Source organism: Mycobacterium sp. NBC_00419 (genome assembly GCF_036023875.1).
Classification (GTDB): Bacteria; Actinomycetota; Actinomycetes; order Mycobacteriales; family Mycobacteriaceae; genus Mycobacterium.
This window is the reverse complement of sequence record NZ_CP107931.1, coordinates 3959943-3980187: the sequence shown is the minus strand read 5'-3', so window position 1 is coordinate 3980187 and position 20245 is coordinate 3959943. Positions and strand designations below refer to the sequence as shown.

Here is a 20245-nt window from a genome sequence, read left to right as displayed (position 1 = left end):
TGACAGCACTGTTCACCGCATGGTCAGCTGCGACGATGAACAGTGCGCCAGATGTGTTCAGTCCGGCCAAGCTCGGCCCGATTACGCTGCGCAATCGCATCCTCAAGTCGGCCACCTTCGAAGCCCGCACCCCCGATGACGTCGTCTCCGACGACCTCATCTCGTTTCACCGGCAGATCGCGGCCGGCGGGGTGGGCATGACCACGGTCGCCTACACGGCGGTGAGCCAGGGTGGACGCACCAACGGCGGGCAGATCTGGATGCGCCCGGCCGCGATTCCCGGCCTGCAACGACTCGCTGATGCCGTGCACGCCGAAGGTGCGGCGATCAGCGCGCAGATCGGCCACGCGGGTCCGGTGGCGAATGCGCGCTCGAACAAGGCACCCGCGCTGGCACCGGTGCGCTTCTTCAACCCGCTGTCGATGAAGTTCGCCCGGCACGCCACCCGTGACGACATCACCAACGTGATCGCCGCCCACGCCTCGGCCGCCCGGTTCGCCATCGACTCCGGCTTCGACGCCGTGGAGATCCACCTCGGCCACAACTACCTCGCCAGTTCGTTCCTGTCGCCGATGATCAACCGGCGCTCCGACGAGTTCGGCGGGTCGCTGGAAAACCGCGCCAAGGTGGCCCGCTCAATCGTGATGGCGGTGCGCCGCGAGGTCGAGCGGCTGGGCCCGGCACCGATCGCGGTCACCGCGAAGCTCAACATGTCCGACGGCGTACGCGGCGGCATCAGCATCGACGAGTCGCTGCAGACCGCGACCTGGCTGCAGAACGACGGCGGCCTCGACGCCCTCGAGCTGACCGCCGGGAGCTCGCTGCTCAACCCGATGTATCTGTTCCGCGGCGACGCGCCGGTCAAGGAGTTCGCCGCCGCGCAGAAGTGGCCGCTCAACTGGGGCATGCGCATGACCGGCACGAAGTTCATGCGGGAATACCCCTACGAGGACACCTACCTGCTGCGCGACGCGTGCAAGTTCCGCGCCGAGCTCACCATGCCGCTGATCCTGCTGGGCGGCATCACCAACCGCGACACCATGGACCGCGCGATGGCCGACGGCTTCGAGTTCGTGGCCATGGGCCGTGCCCTGCTGGCCGAGCCGGACCTGCTCAACCGCATCAAGGCCGACGGCGAGGCGCATTCCGTGCGGTCGCTGTGCACGCACTGCAACAAATGCATGCCGACGATCTACTCGCGGACGATCTGCGTCGAAACGGGCGCTCCCGCCTGACGGGCGAGGCGGGGCGCTACCGATAGAGTTGGTGGCGATGAGTCGACCTTCCGCACCCGCGCTGACCGTTCGGTACGACGGGTCGGAGCGCACCTTCGCCGCAGGCCATGACGTCGTGGTCGGCCGCGACCTTCGTGCCGATGTCCGTGTAGCCCATCCGCTGATCTCGCGGGCACATCTGGTGCTGCGGTTCGACAACGGCCGCTGGATGGTCATCGACAACGGCTCGCTGAACGGCATGTTCGTCAACGGCAGGCGGATTCCGTCGGCCGATATCACCGACGGGATGACCATCAACGTCGGCAACCCGGACGGACCGGCACTGCGCTTCGCGGTCGGCCGTCATCAGGGGTCGGTCGGACGCCCGCCGCAGACGTCGTCGACGCGTGTCTCGGCGCCGCCGTCGTCACCCTCGTGGCCGGCGGCACCCAGCCAGGGCCCGGCGACCGCGAACGCCTGGCCACCGCCGCCGTCACGGCCGCAGCCCACCTATCAGCCGCCGCCGGCCTACCCGACCCGGCCCCCGAGCGCGTCGGCGCCGATGGCCCCGCCGCCGGCAGCCGCACCCACCCAGATGCGGCCGGCGGAAGGCAAGCCCGCCGCGTCGTCGAACATCGCCACGTCGATGCTCAAGATCCTGCGCCCGGGCGCGCCCAGCGAGGTGCCGCCCGGCGGCATCAAGATCGGCCGCGCGACCGACAACGACATCGTCATCCCCGACGTGCTGGCCTCGCGCCACCACGCCACGCTGATCCCGACCCCGGGCGGCACCGAGATCGTCGACAACCGCAGCATCAACGGCACCTTCGTCAACGGCACCCGGGTCGACACCGCGATGCTCACCGACGGCGACACCGTCACCATCGGCAACATCGACCTGGTCTTCGCCGGCGGCACGCTGGCCCGGCGCACCGAAACCGAGGCGGCCACCGCGACCGGCGGCCTCGATGTCCGCGGCGTGACGTGGACGATCGAGAACAACAAGACGCTGCTGGAGAACATCTCGCTGACCGCGCGCCCCGGCACTCTCACGGCGGTCATCGGGCCCTCGGGTGCGGGCAAGTCGACGTTCGCGCGACTGGTCGCCGGCTACACCCATCCGACAAGTGGCACAGTCACTTTCGAGGGTCACAACGTCCACGCCGAGTATGCCTCGCTGCGTTCCCGGATCGGGATGGTGCCCCAGGACGACGTGGTGCACGGCCAGCTGACGGTGAACCAGGCGCTGATGTACGCCGCCGAACTTCGCCTTCCTCCCGACACCACCAAGGAGGACCGCCAGCAGGTGGTAGCCCAGGTTCTCGGGGAGCTGGAGATGACCCAGCATGGCGAGACCCGGGTGGACAAGCTGTCCGGCGGGCAGCGCAAGAGGGCCTCGGTGGCACTGGAGCTGCTGACCGGTCCGTCGCTGCTGATCCTCGACGAGCCCACCTCGGGCCTGGATCCCGCGCTGGACCGGCAGGTCATGACGATGCTGCGCCAGCTGGCCGACGCCGGCCGCGTGGTGCTGGTGGTCACGCACTCGCTGACCTATCTCGACGTGTGCGATCAGGTGCTGCTGCTGGCGCCGGGCGGCAAGACCGCGTTCTGCGGGCCGCCCAACCAGATCGGCCCGGCGATGGGCACCACCAACTGGGCCGACATCTTCAGCGGGGTCGCCGGCGATCCCGACGGCGCCTATCAGCGCTACCTCGCTCAGACCGGTCCGACTCCCCCACCGCCGCCGGTGGAGAAGGCCTCCGACATCGGCGAGCCGACCCACACCAGCCTGCTGCGGCAGTTCTCCACCATCGCGCGGCGTCAGATGCGGTTGATCATCTCCGACCGCGGCTACTTCGCGTTCCTGGCGCTGCTGCCGTTCATCATGGGTGTGCTGTCGCTGTCGGTGCCCGGCACCGTGGGCTTCGGGGTGCCCGACCCGATGGGCAACGCCCCCAACGAACCTGGCCAGATCCTGGTGCTGCTGAACGTGGGCGCCATCTTCATGGGCACCGCCCTGACGGTGCGCGACCTGATTGGCGAGCGGCCGATCTTCCGCCGCGAGCAGGCGGTCGGGTTGTCGACGACGGCGTATCTGCTGGCGAAGGTGTGCATCTATGCGGTCTTCGCGATCGTGCAGTCCTCGATCGTCACCGCGATCACGATCGCGGGTAAGGGTTCCCCGACGCAGGGCTCGCTGACGTTCCTGTCGCCGACGCTGGAGCTGTTCGTGGTGATGGCGGCGACGACGGTCACCGCCGCGATGGTGGGTCTTGCCCTGTCGGCGATGGCCAAGTCGAACGAGCAGATCATGCCGCTGCTCGTGGTGGCCGTCATGAGTCAGCTGGTGTTCTCCGGTGGCATGATCCCGGTGACCGGTCGCCTGGTGCTCGACCAGTTGTCCTGGATCACCCCGGCCCGCTGGGGATTCGCCGCGTCGGCGTCGACCGTCGACCTCATCAAGCTGGTGCCGGGACCGCTGACCCCCAAGGACCGGCACTGGGAGCACACCGCGGGGGCATGGTGGTTCGACATGGCGATGCTCGGCGCGCTGTGTGTCGGCTACCTGAGCTTCGTACGATGGAAGATTCGACTCAACAGCGCCTAGATTTTAGGGCGTAGCCCGCCCGGCAACGATCAACTACGTTGGAAGAAAGAACTTTTCAACGGAGGGATGACGATGCCACGAGCAGTGAAGTTCACCCAGCACGGCGACATCGATGTGCTTGAGGTGGTCGAGGTTCCCCGACCGGTCCCAGCGGCCGGACAGGTGCTGGTCGAGATGAAGGCGGCCGGGATCAACCCCGGTGAGGCATCAATTCGCAAGGGCTTGCTGGAGTCCGTGTTCCCCACGACGTTCCCGTCCGGGGAAGGCAGCGACATCGCCGGAGTGATCGCAGAAGTCGGCCCGGGCGTTGACGGATACTCCGCCGGAGACGAGATCATCGGCTTCACCGAGACGCGATCCAGCCACGCTGACCTCGTCCTGCTAGAGGTCGCCGACCTGGTCGCCCGCCCGGCCACGGTGCCATGGGAAGTGGGCGGCGCCCTGTACGTGGCGGGCACCACCGCCTACGCCGCTGTCGAGGCGGTGAGCGTCGCGGCCGGCGATGTTGTGGTGGTCTCGGGTGCGGCAGGCGGCGTGGGGTCGATCGCGGTGCAGCTGGCCGTCCACCGAGGCGCCAAGGTGATCGGTCTGGCCAGTGCGGCCAATCACGAGTGGCTGGCAGGCCACGGGGTCATCCCGGTGGCGTACGGGGATGGAGTCGCCGAGAGCATCACGTCAGCCGCCGGCGGCAAGGTTGATGCGTTCATCGACACCTTCGGCGCCGACTACATCCGACTCGCGCTGAATCTTGGTATCGCACCGGACCGGATCGACACGATCATCAACTTCGCCGATGCCGCCGAGTTCGGGGTGAAAGCCGAAGGCAACAGCGCGGCGAACAATGCCCGCGTCCTGGGCGGACTGGTCGACATGATCGCCGCCGGTGATCTCGACATCCCGATCGCGAGCGTCTACCCGCTCGCAGAGGTCCGCGAGGCGTATCGGGAACTCGAGCAGCGCCGTACCCGGGGCAAGATCGTGCTGGTGCCGTAACAGAACTCTGTTGTCGAGACCGAAGCACGCTGACATCTGATCGTTGGCGTGTATGTCAGCCACTGTTCACCGATCCGACATACCGTGCCGGTCATGACGATGAGAACGGCGATTGTCGCCGCAGGAGTGGCTTTTTCGATCGCGATGGCACCGGTTGCGGGCGCGGCTCCCACCGACCCGACAGCGGACACCTTCGGCGGCTGGAACCGGTTGCTCGACGACGGCGGCAACGTGATCACGGTGTGGCAAGTCAGCAACCTCAAGCCGAGCAGCGACACCATCCCCGGCTACCCGCTGGCGGGCAAGCTTTGGGAGGCCACCGCAGCGGTACGGGCCGCCAAAGGCACTGTGACACCGATCATTCCGGACTTCAATGCCCGCGCCGCCAGCGGCGCCAACTACCAGGTGCTCTGGCAGGCCGCGACTCCCGCCGGCATCAGCGGCGCGACCCTGCCGCAGGGCGCCAAGTCAGCAGGCAAGCTGTACTTCGACGTGACCGGGCCGGCGCCGACCCAGGTCGTCTACAACAACGCCGGAGTCGACCTGCTGGTCTGGAAGTAGTCGGCTCTCACTGCCGCTGGTTGGGTCCCCAGTTCCAGACGGCCGGATCGGCCTGCGGGTACTGCGCACAGGCGTCGGTGGCTTTGGCGACGACGCCCTTGTTGTTGAAGAACAACTTCGCCCAGTTGCCCCAGTGTGTGGCCATCTGCTCGAAGTAGATGTCGGTCGCCGTGTCTTCGGAGTATTGCCGGCGCCCCGCGGCGTCCAGCGAGAAGAACCAGTAGATCCGGTCGCGGGCGGCGTTCTCGATGTCGACGGGCCGGTTGTTGTAGTCGATCATGTAGCGCTCGTAGTAGATCGGCGAGGTGTCGCGCGCCGCGGCCATGTACTGGTCGACTGTGCAGGCGGTCTGGATGATCCGCTTGGGGATCGGGAAGTCGTCGGTGGCGTCGGCCGCCGCCGTGCCTGGAACGATGGTCAGACCCGCGACCACTGCTGCGACGACCGCAGCTGTCTGGCGTAAATGCACTGTGAATCCTTCAGCTGGGTTGGGTGGTTGCGGCCTGCTGCAGCAAGACCTGGCGCTCTGGGCAGTAGATGGGATAGGCCAGCGCCACGAACTGCCACGCCTGCACCGTGGTGGCATTCTTCGGGAGCTGCCCGGCGACGAACCGTGCCGAGTCGGCGGCACTGCGATCGACGCCGCCATTGAGCCGCTCGCAGGCGATCTTTGCGATCCAGGCGTTGTAGTCGCGCGGACCGTAGACACCGACGGTGTGCAGTTGATTGGCGAAATCGATATCCGGGTCGGCATGCGCGGCAGGTGCCGAAGCGACCAGCAGCGCGGTGAACAGAGCTCCCACGACCAACTTGTTCACGCCATTACCTCCTCGGGCGCAGCTGCGATCTGCTGCTGCTGTTTGGGCTGCGGCCAGGGCTGGGGACGGGGACGCTGCCGGACGCGCTGCGGCCACCAGAACCAACGGCCCAGCAGCGCTGCGATCGACGGCGTCATCAAGGACCGGACCACCAGGGTGTCGAACAGCAGGCCCAGACCGATGGTTGTTCCGACCTGCCCGATGATGACCATCTTGCTCACCGCCATCGACGCCATGGTGAAGGCGAAGACCAGGCCCGCGGCGGTGACCACTGAGCCGGTTCCCACCATCGCCCGGATGATCCCGGTGTTCACACCGGCCTTGATCTCTTCCTTCATGCGCGACACCAGAAGAAGGTTGTAGTCCGCGCCGACTGCCAGCAGGACGATCACCGACATCGGCATCACCATCCAGTGCAACGGCAGGCCGATGAGGTGTTGCCACAACAGGACTGACAGGCCGAAGGATGCGGCCAGGCTGAGCACCACCGTGCCGACGATGACGGCCGCGGCGGCCAGCGCCCGGGTAAGGATCACCATGATGACGAAGATCAGGATCAGCGCTGCGATGGCGGCGATGATCAGATCCCAGTTGGCACCCTGCTGCATGTCGGCGTACATCGCCGCGCTGCCACCCAGATAGATACTGGCCCCCTCCAGCGGCGTGCCCTTGATGGCGTCCTCGGCGGCGATCTTGAGCGGCTCGATCCGGGAGGTGCCTTCCTCGGTCAGCGGGTCGCCCTGGTGGACGATGGTGAAGCGCACGGCGTGCCCGTCCGGTGACAGGAACAGCTTGATACCGCGCTTGAAATCGTCATTGTCGAAAGCTTCCGGCGGCAGGTAGAACGAGTCGTCGTTCTTGGCTTGATCGAATGCCTGGCCCATCGCCGTGTTGTCTTTGATGTTGGCCATGGTCTGGTCCTGTTGCGCCTTCTGGGCCTGATACTGGTTGAGCATCAGCTGCTTCTGGCTCTTCATCGACTCGATCATCCCCGGCATCACCGTGACCATCTGCCCGGTCAGGTCGGACATGTGCCGCAGATCAGGAAGCAGCTGCTGGAAATCGTCGGACATCGTGGCGATGCCGTCCAGGGAATCGAAGACCGAGCGCAGCGACTGACACATCGGGATGTCGAAACAGTGCGGCTCCCAATAGAAGTAGTTGCGTATCGGCCGGAACTGGTCGTCGAAGTCGGCGAGGTGGTCGCGCACCGTCGCGATGTCGTCCGAGGTGACGGCCATCTTGTCGGACATGCTCCGGGTGACCTGGGATAGCTGCTGCGTGATGCCTTCCATCTTGGTCATCGAATCGATGGTCACCTGCATGTCATCGGCTTGTTTGAGCGTGTTGGCGATAATGGTCTGCTGGTAGTCATTGTTCATGAGCTGACCAGTTCCGTTCTGGCTCAGCGAGTATGGAATCGTGGAGTGCTCGATGGGCTTGCCGTCCGGGCGGGTGATGGTCTGAACCTGGGCAATCCCGTGCACCCGCGCCAGCGCCTTGGCGATCTTGTCGATCACCAGGAAGTCGGCCGGATTGCGCAGATCGTGGTCGGACTCGACCATGAGCAGATCGGGGTTCATCTTGGCCCGGGAGAAGTGCCGTTCCGCCGCCGCGTAACCGACGTTGGCCGACACAGTGCTGGGCAGGTAGATCCGATCGTTGTAGGTGGTGTGGTAGCCGGGCAGGGTTAGGAGCCCCACCAGTGACACCGCCACAGCGCAAACCAGAATGGCGCCGGGCCAACGGACAGTCGCAGTCCCAACTGCGTGCCACAGTTTCTGCTTCCCAACACCTTTGGGCTCCAAGACGCGGCCGAAGCGACTCGCCACCGAGACCAGTGCCGGACCCAGAGTGAGCGACATGGCGACCACAATCACCATGCCGGAGGCCAGTGGGATTCCCATGGACTGGAAATAGGGCAGTCGGGTGAAGTGCAGGCAGAAGGTAGCGCCGGCGATGGTCAAGCCCGATGCCAGCACCACGTGAGCGGTGCCGTGGAACATGTCGTAATAGGCCGACTCGCGGTCTTGGCCGGCGCGGCGCGCCTCCTGATATCTGCCGATCAAGAAGATCGCGTAGTCCGTCGCCGCCGCGATCGCCAACGTAACGACCATATTGGTCGCGAATGTGGTCAGCCCGAAAACGTTGTGGTAGCCGAGGAATGCGACCACCCCCCGAGCGCCGGACAGTCCGAGCCCCATCATCACCATCACGATGAGCGTGGTGATGATCGATCGATAGACGATCAACAGCATGACGGCGATGACGCCGAACGTGACGAGCTCGATCAGCTGCATGCTCTTGTCGCCGATGACGTTCTGGTCTGTGGTGGTGGCCGCGGGACCGGTGACATAGGCCTTCACCCCCGGCGGGGCCGGGGTGTCCGCGATGACCTTGCGGACGGCCTCCACCGACTCGTTGGCGAGTGTTTCGCCCTGATCGCCGCCGATGTACACCTGAACGTAGGCGGCTTTGTTGTCGGCGCTCTGGGCACCGGAGGCAGTAAACGAATCCCCCCAGAAGTCCTGGACATGCTGGACGTGTGTGGGGTCGGCGCGCAGCTGCTGAACAATCTTGTCGTAGAAGGCGTGCGCGTCGGCGCCGAGCGGTTGATCGCCTTCGAGGACCACCATCACCGAGCTGCTGGTGTTGTACTCCTTGAACACCTCGCCGACCCGTTTGGTCGCGATCAGCGACGGCGCGTCGTTGGGGCTCATCGACACCGCACGCAGCTTTCCGACATCCTCGAGCGAGGGCACCATCGTGGTCAGCACCACGATCAGCGCGATCCAGCCCAGGATGATCGGCACTGCGAACGTGCGGATGAACCGCGGAATGCGCGGGTGTGCGCGATGGCGGGCTGCGGGGATGGCGTCGGTCGGCGCCTCGCCGACGTCGAGGCTCATGCTGACTTCACCAAACAGAAGGTCGCAGCATTCATCCCCGTTGCGGTCCTCTCCTCTTTGACCACGTCATCGACGGTGATCCGGCATCCGATGGAATCCCCATCGCCCTGGACCAGGACGTTCGGCGAGGCCGAGGGGTTTGTGGTGGTCAGCGTCACCGACCAGGGCAGCGTGACGCTCCCGGTCCGCTGGGGCCGGCCGTCGAGGTCGACGTAGTTGACCACTGCCGTCGCGCCCGAACCGAAGACTTCGTAGGTCACCACCTTGGGATCGAAATCCTCTGCGCTGTCGGAGGTTTTCTGCGTCACGATCACCGGGTTGGAACCGAAGATCGTGCGGGCGTTCGTTACCGCGACCACTCCGACCGCGACAACGACGACCACCAGCGCGGGAATCCAGATCCGGCTCAGAACCCGGGTCACTGCGCACCCCACCCAAGCGGTGTGTCGTCGACAAATCTCATGACAGGTGGCCTTTCAGCGTGGACAGCGACCCCGATTTCGGCGGTCAGCGCGGTACTGAGCGTTGCTAAGCAGAAAGCTAACGGCATAAGTGGATAAAGTCAATCCGCTTTTGTGTGGCCGCCGTTACACTGGCCCAGGTGACGCCCCACCCGACATCGGATCGCCCGTTGCGCAAGGATGCGCAACGCAACCGGCAGCTGATCATCGACTCCGCCCGCGACCTGTTCGCGCGAAAAGGACTGGAGCCCAGCCTCAACGACGTCGCTCACCACGCAGGTGTCGGAGTCGGCACGGTGTACCGGCGCTTCGCGAGCAAAGAGGAACTGCTGGAGGCGATCTTCGAGGACGGCCTGATCCAGCTGGCGGCGCTGGCCGAAGAAGCGATGCACCATGAGGATTCGTGGCAGGGGTTCGTCTGGTTCTTCGAGCAGATGTGCCAGCAGACAGCCACCGACCGGGGTCTGCGTGAGGTCGCATTCAGCAAGCGCTACGCGGGAAACCGCGTGCAGGCCGCGCGGGAACACCTGGTCCCCGCGCTGACCAGGCTCGTCGATCGCGCGCAGGCCGACGGCCACCTCCGTCCGGAGATCGCCTCCGCGGACATGCCGATCATGGGGTTGCTCATCGGCACGGTCAGCGAGTTCGCCGGTGAGGTCAGACCCGACCTTTGGCGACGTTATGTGGCGTTGTTCATCGAGGGTTTGCGCCGTCGCCCCGAGCAGGTGGCGCTGCCGGTCGAGGCGCTCAGCGAGGCCGAACTCGATCTGGCAATGCACACCTGGGAGCCGGCGGGAACTCCCGCACAATCCACCCGCGCGCAGTAACGGCAGTCATTGCCCGGTGACGTCGAGGCCGTGGGCGACGGCGAACGCCAGCGCCTGAGCGACGTCGATCTTCGCGCCGCGGCAGGCCGCAGTAGTCCACAGGGAAGCATCCACCCGCGCCCCGCGCAGGTCGGCCTGCTCGAGGCGCAGCCCGTTGGTGCGAGCACCACTGAGGTCGGCCCCACGTAACACCGTCTTGCGCAAGTCGGCCTGCACCAGGCCCGCCTCCCGAAGCCGGCAACCGGACAGGTCGACCCCACGCAGATCGGCCCCACCGAGCACAGCCAGAGTGAAGTCGACCTCGTCGAACACGGCGGGTCGCATCCGGCAGTTCTCGAATGTCGAACCCAGCATGCTGCAATTGCGAAACGTGCTGTGCCACAGCGTTGTTCTCAGAAACCGGCAGTTGCGGAACGCCGATCCCAGATGGGTCGACTCGGCCAGGTTCACCCCACCGAAGTCACATTCGGTGAACACCACCCGCTCGGTCTGCAGGCCGGCCAGGTCCTCGTCACGGAAGTCGTGGCCGACGAACTCCCGGTCGGCCCAGTTCGGCACCGGCGCCTCTACGGGTGGCTCGTCGCGAGGCTGGCCAGGGCGTACTCGCTGACCGCGATCAGCGCGTCGGTGGCCGACTTGCGATCCCTGGCATCGACGGTGATCACCGGCGTGGTGTTCGGCAGCGTGAGTGCCTTGCGCACCTCGTCAGTGGGATAGCTTGGCGCACCGTCAAATTCGTTGACCGCGATCAGGAACGGCAGCTTGCGGTGCTCGAAGAAGTCGACTGCGGGAAAGCTGTCCTGCAGACGGCGCACGTCGACCAGGATGATCGCCCCGATGGCCCCGTGCACCAGGTCGTCCCACATGAACCAGAACCGGCGCTGCCCGGGCGTGCCGAACAGATAGAGCACCAGGTCGCTGTCGAGGGTGATCCGGCCGAAGTCCATCGCCACCGTCGTCGTCGACTTGCCCGGCGTCGCCTCCAGAGCATCGACGGACGCCGACGCGTCGGTCACCATCGCTTCGGTGCGCAGCGGCATGATCTCGGACACCGCTCCGACGAACGTCGTCTTGCCGGCACCGAACCCACCGGCGATGACGATCTTCGTCGAGGCGGCTGGGCGCCCCTCAGAGGGCTCGTAGGCCACGCAGGGTCCTCCCTATGAGTTCACGGCGCTCGTCCACCGAGGAGCGATCGGTCAGTGTTGTGTGTACCCGAAGATATCCCGATGTGACCAAGTCACCGACGAGGACCCGCGCGACACCGAGAGGCAATCCCAGCGTGGCCGAGATCTCGGCTACCGACGGGCTGTCGGCACACAGGTGACAGATCCGGCCACGGACGTCACCGGAGGGCCAATGGTGCGGCAGCGCCGAGCCCACGGTCTGGACCGGGGCCTCCAGCGGCAACTCGACGGTGGTGTCGGTGCGCCCGGACGTCAGCGCATACGGGCGAACGAGATTCGCCTGCGCCTCAGGTGTCGACCGTTCGTCCATGATGGATCACGACGGTTGCGGGGCTCGACGCGACGAGGAGACGACGTTGCCCACCCGCTCGACCAAAACCGCCATCTCATAGCCGATCTGGCCGATATCGCAATTCGGGGTGGCCAGCGTGGCCAGTTGCGAGCCGTCGCCGACTCGCATCACCAGCAGGTAGCCGCCGGCCATCTCGACCACCGACTGCAGCACCTGGCCGCCCTCGAAGAGTTGCGCGGCACCGGCGGCCAGACTGGCCAGCCCCGAGGTGACGGCGGCCAGCTGCTCTGCGCGGTCACGCGGGAGCTGCTCGCTGGCGGCGATCAGCAGACCGTCCACCGACACCAGCACCGCGTGCGACACACCGGGCACCTCGCGGGTGAAGTTGGACACCAGCCAGTCCAGCGAGTTGTTCTGCGCGCGTGGCGGATAGGTCATTGCTGATCTCGTCCGTTCTCGGTGGGACCGGATTGGGAATTGGCACGCGCGGCCCGCACACCGCCGAAGTGGCTGCTGAAGGACGCGCGGACGGCCTCGGGATCGCGCCGGGGAAGATCGGGCGCCGGGGGCTGCGGAGCGGGCGGAATTCCGTTGGCCGCCACAGTGTTCGGATCGGCCGCTCCGGGAACCAGCCGCGCACCGGGCTCACGTACCGGCAAGCCGTGCTCGGTGTGGGCCTGAACCGGCACGTTGTCGACATCGCCGGCCGTAGCCCAGCCGTTGTCCCACACCGACTTCCAGTCCTGCGGCACCGCCACCGTCTTGGGGTCGACCAGGAATTCCGAGAGCATCTTCTGGTAGATGAAGTCGGTGTCGGTGTCCTCGGCCTCCGGTGCCCCCAGGTCCGCGGCCAGCACGTCGAGGTCGCTGACGTCGATGGGCGTCTCCTCGAGCGTCTTCTCCGCACGTTCGCGCGCGGTGAAGAACGACGAGGTGTTGGTCGGCTGATCGTGCGCGGCGACGGGGGCGTCGGCGGTTGTCTCGGCGTCGGCGAACCATCGCGACGGCTGCGGTTCGGGCTCCGGTTCCGGTTCGGGCTGCTGGCCGGGAGGACCGGTGATGCCGCTGGATCCCGGGGAGCGCCGGGGCAGACCGACGACCGGCTGACCCTCGACTGCCGGGGCGGCGAACAACGCCGCCCGGGCGTCCTCGTCGTCGCCGGCCTGAAGCTCGGTCTCGGCGCCGAACCGCCGCGCGTCCGGGCCGATGGGCGCACCGTGTTCGAGGAGCCCCGGCGGCACGTAGAGCTCGGCGGTGGTGCCCGAGGACGGCTGGCCTGCGATCGTGTTGCGCAGCCGCACCACCATGCCGTGCATGTGGGCGAGCCGCCCGACCACGAAAAGTCCCATGTGGCGGGTGTTGTCGGGGCTGACCTCACCGCCGGCGTGCAAGCGCATGTTGGCGATCCGCAAGTCGGCATCGGTCATGCCGATTCCGTCGTCGTGAACCTCCACCAGCACACCCGCATTGCTGGTGTGCACCGCGGTGACCCGCACCGGCGAAATCGGCGGCGAGTAGCGCAGCGCGTTATCGATCAGCTCGGCGAGCATGTGCACCGCGTCGCCGGAAACCTTGCCCACCAGGGCCGAGTCCGGCACGGTGCCGATCTCGACGCGCTTGTAGTCCTCGACCTCGGACACCGCACCGGTGATCGCACTCGCCAGCGGCAGGGAGTCGCGTTGCTCGCGGGACACCTGGGCGCCGGCGAGCACCAGCAGATTGGCGCCGATGCGCCGCATCCGGGTGGCGAGGTGGTCCAGACGGAACAGACTCTCCAGGCGCTCGGGGTCCTTCTCGTTGCGCTCCAGCCGGTCGATCAGCGCGAGCTGCTGGTCGACCAGGGAGCGGTTGCGCCGCGACATGGTTTCGAACATGTCGTTGACCAGCAGCCGCAGCCGGGCTTCGTCACCGGCGAGCAGCAGGGCCTGGGTGTGCAGCTCGTCGACGGCGTGGGCTACCTGGCCGACTTCTTCGGTGGTGTAGACCGGCAGCGGCTGCGGCTCGCGCTCGTCACCGGCGCGCACCCGGGCGATCTCCTGCTCGAGATCGGTGTGGGCCACCTTCAGCGCGCCGTCGCGCAGCGTGCGCAGTGGCCGGATCAGCGACCGGGCCACCAGGAACACGACGATCAGCGCGATCACGAACACGGCGAGGATCAACAGTGCGTCGCGGATCGCGGCGTTGCGGCGGTCGTTGGCCAGTGCCTGAACGGACTTGGTGATCTCACGGGTGGTGCCGGTGACGACTTCTGCGGCGATCGTGTCGGTGGCCTGCAACGACTGGCGCAGGTCGAGGTTGCCGACCAGCACCGCATCCGGGTTCGACATGATGCCCATTCGGCGGACCATCTCGCCCTGGAGGATCTTGACGTCCGAGGATCCGACACCGAGCACCTGGCTCATATCGAACAACGTCGACGGCTCGGTGCCGGCCAGGGTGACCATCGAGGTCCGCAGTTCCGGCTCGGCCAGCTCACCGCCCTGTTCGACGAGTAACTCCTGCATGAACATCTGGCCGCGGGCACCGACGGCACGGCTGAGGCCCTGGGTCTGGGCGCGCAGCTTCTCGTCGTCGAGGCGAACCGACCCGTTGATGGCGTCCTCGGCGGTCAGCAGGATCGGCGCATAGGTGGTGATGCGCTCGCTCAATCCAATCGAGTTGGACGAGACCGCGCCGAGCAATTTCTGCCCGCCGGCCAGGATGTTGGTGACGCCGGTGCGGACGTCGGGGGCCACCCCGATGTCGTTGACTTTGCGCTGCAGCGAAGCCCGGGCGCTGTCGAAGGTATTGGTGGCCGACGCGGTGTCGCCGTTGGACGAGTACGCCAGCAGCGCCGCCTCCAGCGCAGACATGTAGTTCTCGATCGACGGGATTATCTGGACGCGGTCGGCCGCCAGTTGTAGATCGCGTGCGGAGTTGAGCCCGGCGTAGACCCGCGCGCCACCGAAAGCCAGCGCCAGTGCGAGCGGGACGGCGACGATCGCGAACACCTTGCGCCGCACCGGCCAGTTGCGCAACGACCACCGGGACGGAACCTTCACCGGCGCGACCGGTCGCTCAGGGTCCGACGGCACCTGCCCCACCCCGTCGGGGGTGGCGAACATGGTCACCGCACTGCGGCCGGGCTGACGACCGCTGCACCGATATTCAGTGTTCTCGCCTGCTTCATTGGGACTTCCTGGTCATCGCTCACCCGTGGCATGCCAACGAGACAGCGAATTACGCCTGGCAATTCGTCGAGTATGACAGCGTTCGCCCAGCATCTCCATAGTCGTTACTGAACAGAGAGGTTGTGCGGGCGGCTCTGCGCGGCTTTACGGGGTGGCGAGCAAATTGCACTGCAGCACAACTGAGATCATCATCGGATGTTCCGGGTGATGTTTTACCAGCCGCGTATCGCGCCGAATACCGGTAACGCGATCCGCATGGTGGCCGCGACCGGATGCGAACTGCACCTGGTCGAGCCGCTGGGTTTCGACCTGTCCGAACCCAAGCTGCGTCGCGCCGGGCTGGACTACCACGATCTGGCGTCGGTGACCGTGCACCCCGGCCTCGACGCCGCGTGGGCGGCGGTCGGCGGCGCTCGGGTGTTCGCGTTCACCGCTCACGCCGAGCGGCCGTTCACCGACGTCGCCTACCTGCCCGGCGATGTGTTGCTGTTCGGGCCCGAACCCACCGGGCTGGACGAGGCGACGCTGGCCGACCCGCACATCACCGGCCGGGTTCGCATCCCGATGCTGTCGGGGCGGCGCTCACTGAATCTGTCCAACGCGGCGGCCGTCGCCGCCTACGAGGCGTGGCGGCAAAACGGCTTCGCCGGTGGGGTCTAGGGGCAGGAGCGCAGCGACCGGGGATTGGGCGTGACTCACCAGGTATCGAAGTGGGCCAGCTGCTCGGCGGGCAGCCGCTTGGCCGGCTTGAAGCTGGTGCCCTTGGTGTAGGCGATCGGGAACAACCCACCCTGGGTGTACTGCTCGAAGGGAATGCCGAGCAACTCAGCGGCCTGCTTCTCACCGTCGCCGATCAGGTGCAGCGTGGTCCAGGCCGAGCCCAAGCCGCGGGAGCGCAGCGCCAGCATGAAACTCCAGACCGCGGGGAGCAGCGAACCCCAGAAGGAGGCCTGCATACCGGCATCGGCGCCCTCCGGACGGCCCTCCAGTAACGGGATCAGGAAGACCGGGGCCTTCTCCAGGTTCTCGTTGAGGTACACCGCCGAACTCAGCACCGCGTCCATCTGCTCGTCGCGGATATCGCCGCGGACGGGGCTGGGCATGCCCAGATACGGGGTGGCCGTCGCCCGGTAAATGTCGGCGAGCGCCTTCTTCTTGGCGGGGTCCTCGACGAACATAAACTGCCAGCCCTGCGCGTTTGATCCGGTCGGCGCCTGCAGCGCGAGGTCGAGACACTCGATCAGGACCTCACGCGGCACCGGCTTGTCGAAGTCGAGCCGCTTGCGCACCGATCGGGTGGAGGTCAGGAGTTCATCAGCGGTCAGATCGAGTGTCATGTCGCCGAGACTACATTCGGGTTCATGGCCCCCGACCTGACTCCTGAAGTTACCGATCGACTCGTTGCCGATCACTACGGCTGGCTCACCACCGTGGCGAAATCCGGCCAGCCGGTGCCCAAACTGGTGTGGTTCTACTTCGACGGCATCGACGTCATCGTCTACACCGAGCCGACTGCGGCCAAGGTGCGCCACATTCGGGCCCACCCGCAGGTGAGCCTGAACTTGGACTCCGACGGAAACGGGTCGGGCATCATCGTCGTCGGCGGTGCCGCCGTGGTGGACTCCGAGGATGCCGACCCCCGCGACGACGAGCCCTATTGGGCGAAGTACCGCGAAGCGGCTGACCAGTTCGGTCTGACCGAGGCGATGGCCGGCTACAACCTGCGGCTGCGGATCAGCGTCGACAAGGTGTGGACCACCCCGACGGCGTAGCGTCCAATTCTGGTGAGCGTGCGCCAAATGCCACCCCGGTCGGCGTGTCCCTGAGCCGACACGCACGCTCGCGAATGCACTTAACGGAAGTCGCGCGAGCGGGAGTTCACCTTCATCGTGATGCGGCCCATCCGTTCGGCGATCACCGTCACCGCGCCGGTGGCGTTCTGCACCTGACCGCGGATCAGCAGGGCTGAGGCCGTCTGCGCCAGCTTGCGGTGCCGGCTCCACACCCCCGGGGTGCACAGCACGTTGACCATGCCGGTCTCGTCCTCGATGTTCATGAACGTCACGCCCTGGGCGGTGGCCGGGCGCTGGCGGTGGGTCACCGCCCCGGCGATCAGGACCCGGCTGCCGTCGGGCACGCCGAGGAGCTGATCGGCAGGGACGACGCCCATCGCGTCGAGGTCCTCGCGCAGGAACTGCGTCGGGTAGCTGTCCGGAGAGATGCCGGTGGCCCACACGTCGGCGGCGGCCAGTTCCACCTCGGTCATCCCGGGCAGCGCCGGAACGTGCGACGACGAGCCCACCCCGGGCAGCCGGTCGGGCCGCTGGGTGGCCGCCGCCCCGGCCGCCCACAACGCCTCGCGGCGGGTGACCGCGAAGCAGCCCAGCGCCCCGGCGGTGGCCAGTGCCTCGGTCTGCGGCACTGAAAGCACCACGCGTTCAGTGAGATTCAGTAGCGAGGCATACGGCCCGTTGACCGCCCGCTCGTCGACGATGCGCTGAGCCAGCTCGTCACCGATATGGCGCACCGCACCCAGGCCCAGCCGCACCTGCAGGCCATGGTTCTCCAGCGTGGCGTGGGCAAGGCTGGCGTTGACGTCGGGCCCGTGCACCTCGACGCCGTGGCGGCGGGCGTCGGCGACCAGCGACTGCGGGGAGTAGAAGCCCATCGGCTGGGCGCGCAGCAGTGCCGCGCAGAACGCCGCCGGATGGTAGAGCTTGAACCACGAGGAGTAGTACACCAGCGAGGCGAAGCTCAGCGAATGACTCTCGGGGAAACCGAAATTGGCGAATGCCTCCAGCTTCTCGTAGATCCGGTCGGCCACGTCCCCGGTGATACCGTTCCGCTGCGCCATCCCGGCGTAGAAGCGGTCGCGAAGTCGCCGCATCTTCTCGGTGGAGCGTTTGGACCCCATGGCCCGGCGCAACTGGTCGGCCTCGGCAGCCGAGAACCCCGCACAGTCCACCGCCAGCTGCATGAGCTGTTCCTGGAACAGCGGAACCCCCAATGTCTTTCGCAGGGCCGGTTCCATCGAAGGGTGGTCGTAGACGACTGGCTCCAGGCCGTTGCGCCGCTTGATGTAGGGGTGCACCGAGCCGCCCTGGATGGGGCCGGGCCGGATCAGCGCCACCTCCACCACCAGGTCGTAAAACACCCGCGGCTTCAGCCGCGGCAGGGTGGCCATCTGCGCCCGGGACTCCACCTGGAACACCCCGACGGAGTCGGCTTTCTGCAGCATCTCGTATACCGCTGGATCGGACAGGTCCAGCCGGGCCAGGTCGACCTCGACCCCCTTGTGCTCGGCGAGCAGGTCGATGCAGTAGTGCAGCGCCGAGAGCATACCCAGGCCGAGTAGGTCGAACTTCACCAAACCGATTGCCGCACAGTCATCTTTGTCCCACTGCAGCACACTGCGGTTCTCCATCCGCGCCCATTCCACCGGGCACACGTCGGCGATCGGCCGGTCACAGATCACCATGCCCCCGGAGTGGATGCCCATGTGCCGGGGCAGGTTCTTGATCTGGAGCGCCAGGTCGATCACCGGTTCGGGGATGTCCTCGATGTCGGGCGAGTCGGCCAGCCCGTTCCACCGGCTGATCTGCTTGCTCCAGGCGTCCTGCTGACCCTGCGAGAAGCCCAGTGCGCGAGCCATGTCGCGCACCGCGCTGCGCCCGCGGTAGGTGATGACGTTGGCGACCTGAGCGGCATAGTCACGGCCATAGCGGTCGTAGACGTATTGGATCGCCTTCTCGCGCAGGTCGGATTCGATGTCGATGTCGATGTCGGGCGGCCCGTCGCGGGCCGGGGACAGGAACCGCTCGAAGAGCAGACCATTGGCCACCGGATCGACGGCGGTGACCCCCAGTGCGTAGCAGACCGCCGAGTTGGCCGCCGATCCACGGCCCTGGCACAGGATGTCGTTGCGCCGGCAGAACTCGGTGATGTCGTGCACCACCAGGAAGTAACCCGGGAACTTCAGCTGGGAGATGACGTCGAGTTCCCGCTCGATCTGGGCGTAGGCCTTCGGCGCACCGGCCCTCGGACCGTAGCGCCGGGCGGCCCCGAGCATGGTCAGCTCGCGCAGCCAGCTGTCCTCGGTGTGCCCCTCGGGCACGTCGAAGGGAGGCAGCTGGGGGGCGATCAGCGCGAGCCCGAAGGCACACTGCTCACCGAGATCAGCTGCGGCGGTGACCACTTCGGGATACTCGAAGAACAGCCGGGCCATCTCGTCACCGGAGCGCAGGTGCGCCCCACCCAGCGGGGCCAACCAGCCGGCCGCGGAGTCCAGGGACTGGCGGGCGCGGATCGCACCCATCGCCATGGCCAGCCTGCCACGCCCGGGGTCGGCGACGTGCGCGGCGGTGGTGGCGACCACCGTCAGCCCGAACCTCGGCGCGAGCGCGGCCAGGACGGCGTTACGTTCGTCATCGAGCGGGTCACCATGGTGGGTGAGTTCGATACTGACCCGCTCAGCCCCGAACCGGTCGACCAGGTCGGCAAGGGCCCGAGCGGCCGCGTCCGGCCCACCGGTCGAGAGTGCTTGTCGCACATGCCCTTTGCGGCATCCGGTCAGGATGTGCCAATGCCCGCCGGCGGCCTCGGCCAGCGCGTCGTAGTCGTAGAGCGGTTTACCCTTCTCCCCGCCGGCCAGGTGTGCGCGGGCGATCTGACGCGACAGCCGGCGGTAGCCTTCCGGCCCGCGGGCCAGCACCAGCAGATGCGGGCCGGGCGGGTCGGGGGCGTCGGTGCGCGGGGTATTGCCAAGCGACAGCTCGGCACCGAAGACGGTGCGCATGTCGAGTTCCTTGGCGGCCTCGGCGAACCGCACCACCCCGTAGAGACCGTCGTGGTCGGTGAGCGCGATGGCCCGCAGATCGAGCCGCGCCGCCTCCTCGACGAGCTCCTCCGGGGTGCTGGCCCCGTCGAGAAAGCTATAGGCCGAATGCGCGTGCAGCTCGGCATAGGGAACACCGGATCGCAGCGGTTGTTCGCCTGCCGGCTGGTAGGGCTGCCGCTTTCTGGTCCAGGCGGGGCTGTCCCCGCCGTCGGCGTGCGGCTCCCCCAGTGACAGGCCGGTCCGGCGGGGCTTGCTGTTGAGCACCCGCTCCATCTCGCCCCAGCTCGGCGGGCCGTTGTGCCATCCCACCCCGTCAGCCTAATCGAACATACGTTCTAAGCGCAGGCGGTAGCGGAGAATGGACAAGA

The 20245-nt window shown here is 66.9% G+C and carries 18 protein-coding genes; 7 read left to right on the top strand and 11 right to left on the bottom strand.

Translation table 11 applies throughout. The features are described 5' to 3' along the window. The first annotated feature begins 35 nt into the window (after nt 1-35). From OG976_RS19000 to OG976_RS18985, 4 genes are all read left to right on the top strand, one after another. Nucleotides 36-1235 (top strand): NADH:flavin oxidoreductase, encoded by a 1200-nt coding sequence (locus tag OG976_RS19000; protein ID WP_328352035.1) that lies wholly within the window; start codon nt 36-38, stop codon nt 1233-1235. Nucleotides 1236-1266: 31 nt separating this feature from the next. After that, a complete protein-coding gene (locus OG976_RS18995; RefSeq protein WP_328352032.1) occupies nt 1267-3822 on the top strand; it encodes an FHA domain-containing protein in 2556 nt (851 codons plus the stop codon). Between the two features lie 72 nt (nt 3823-3894). After that, on the top strand, nt 3895-4815 hold the full coding sequence (locus OG976_RS18990) for an NADP-dependent oxidoreductase (RefSeq protein ID WP_328352029.1): 921 nt from the start codon (nt 3895-3897) through the stop codon (nt 4813-4815). Between the two features lie 93 nt (nt 4816-4908). Further along, a complete protein-coding gene (locus OG976_RS18985) occupies nt 4909-5376 on the top strand; it encodes an MPT63 family protein (RefSeq protein ID WP_442930358.1) in 468 nt (155 codons plus the stop codon). Nucleotides 5377-5383: 7 nt separating this feature from the next. On the opposite strand, the gene OG976_RS18980 is transcribed toward OG976_RS18985, so the two are convergent. From OG976_RS18980 to OG976_RS18965, 4 genes are read right to left on the bottom strand one after another with little or no spacing between them, the layout of a single operon-like run. After that, a complete protein-coding gene (locus tag OG976_RS18980) occupies nt 5384-5845 on the bottom strand; it encodes a DUF5078 domain-containing protein (RefSeq protein WP_442930357.1) in 462 nt (153 codons plus the stop codon). A 10-nt stretch (nt 5846-5855) separates the two neighbouring features. Next, nucleotides 5856-6194 carry a DUF732 domain-containing protein gene (locus tag OG976_RS18975; RefSeq protein WP_328352023.1) on the bottom strand — a complete coding sequence of 113 codons (339 nt, stop codon included), beginning with the start codon at nt 6192-6194 and terminating at the stop codon, nt 5856-5858. Beyond that, on the bottom strand, nt 6191-9103 hold the full coding sequence (locus OG976_RS18970) for an MMPL/RND family transporter (protein ID WP_328352020.1): 2913 nt from the start codon (nt 9101-9103) through the stop codon (nt 6191-6193). The genes OG976_RS18975 and OG976_RS18970 overlap by 4 nt, the downstream gene beginning before the upstream one ends. Further along, nucleotides 9100-9525: an MmpS family transport accessory protein gene (locus tag OG976_RS18965; protein WP_328352016.1), complete on the bottom strand. Its 426-nt coding sequence runs from the start codon at nt 9523-9525 to the stop codon at nt 9100-9102. Before OG976_RS18965 ends, OG976_RS18970 begins: the two co-directional genes overlap by 4 nt. 155 nt (nt 9526-9680) lie before the next feature. Between OG976_RS18965 and OG976_RS18960 the strand changes: the two genes are divergently transcribed. After that, the gene (locus tag OG976_RS18960) at nt 9681-10391 is read left to right on the top strand and encodes a TetR/AcrR family transcriptional regulator (protein WP_442930356.1); all 711 of its coding nucleotides are present in this window, start codon (nt 9681-9683) and stop codon (nt 10389-10391) included. Between the two features lie 6 nt (nt 10392-10397). On the opposite strand, the gene OG976_RS18955 is transcribed toward OG976_RS18960, so the two are convergent. Genes OG976_RS18955 through OG976_RS18935 form a run of 5 tightly spaced genes read right to left on the bottom strand, consistent with a single transcriptional unit; the run spans nt 10398 to nt 14974 of the window. Further along, entirely contained in the window at nt 10398-10949 is a 552-nt protein-coding gene (locus OG976_RS18955; RefSeq protein ID WP_328352010.1) for a pentapeptide repeat-containing protein, read from the bottom strand. An 8-nt stretch (nt 10950-10957) separates the two neighbouring features. Next, a complete protein-coding gene (locus OG976_RS18950; protein ID WP_328352007.1) occupies nt 10958-11539 on the bottom strand; it encodes a GTP-binding protein in 582 nt (193 codons plus the stop codon). Continuing rightward, the gene (locus OG976_RS18945) at nt 11520-11888 is read right to left on the bottom strand and encodes a DUF742 domain-containing protein (protein WP_328352005.1); all 369 of its coding nucleotides are present in this window, start codon (nt 11886-11888) and stop codon (nt 11520-11522) included. Before OG976_RS18945 ends, OG976_RS18950 begins: the two co-directional genes overlap by 20 nt. Nucleotides 11889-11894: 6 nt before the next feature. Beyond that, nucleotides 11895-12308 carry a roadblock/LC7 domain-containing protein gene (locus OG976_RS18940; protein ID WP_328352002.1) on the bottom strand — a complete coding sequence of 138 codons (414 nt, stop codon included), beginning with the start codon at nt 12306-12308 and terminating at the stop codon, nt 11895-11897. Further along, entirely contained in the window at nt 12305-14974 is a 2670-nt protein-coding gene (locus tag OG976_RS18935) for a sensor histidine kinase (protein WP_328351999.1), read from the bottom strand. Before OG976_RS18935 ends, OG976_RS18940 begins: the two co-directional genes overlap by 4 nt. Nucleotides 14975-15235: 261 nt before the next feature. Here OG976_RS18935 and OG976_RS18930 point away from each other — a divergent pair, with 261 nt between their 5' ends. Further along, nucleotides 15236-15700, top strand: a complete 465-nt coding sequence (locus tag OG976_RS18930) for a tRNA (cytidine(34)-2'-O)-methyltransferase (protein ID WP_328351996.1) — start codon at nt 15236-15238, stop codon at nt 15698-15700. A 35-nt stretch (nt 15701-15735) separates the two neighbouring features. On the opposite strand, the gene OG976_RS18925 is transcribed toward OG976_RS18930, so the two are convergent. Continuing rightward, nucleotides 15736-16377: a nitroreductase family protein gene (locus OG976_RS18925; protein ID WP_328351993.1), complete on the bottom strand. Its 642-nt coding sequence runs from the start codon at nt 16375-16377 to the stop codon at nt 15736-15738. A 24-nt stretch (nt 16378-16401) separates the two neighbouring features. Between OG976_RS18925 and OG976_RS18920 the strand changes: the two genes are divergently transcribed. After that, nucleotides 16402-16812 (top strand): TIGR03667 family PPOX class F420-dependent oxidoreductase, encoded by a 411-nt coding sequence (locus tag OG976_RS18920; protein WP_328351991.1) that lies wholly within the window; start codon nt 16402-16404, stop codon nt 16810-16812. A gap of 80 nt (nt 16813-16892) precedes the next feature. Here the strand turns inward: OG976_RS18920 and OG976_RS18915 are convergent, their stop codons facing one another. Beyond that, the gene (locus tag OG976_RS18915) at nt 16893-20186 is read right to left on the bottom strand and encodes an error-prone DNA polymerase (RefSeq protein ID WP_328351989.1); all 3294 of its coding nucleotides are present in this window, start codon (nt 20184-20186) and stop codon (nt 16893-16895) included. Nucleotides 20187-20245: the final 59 nt, after the last annotated feature.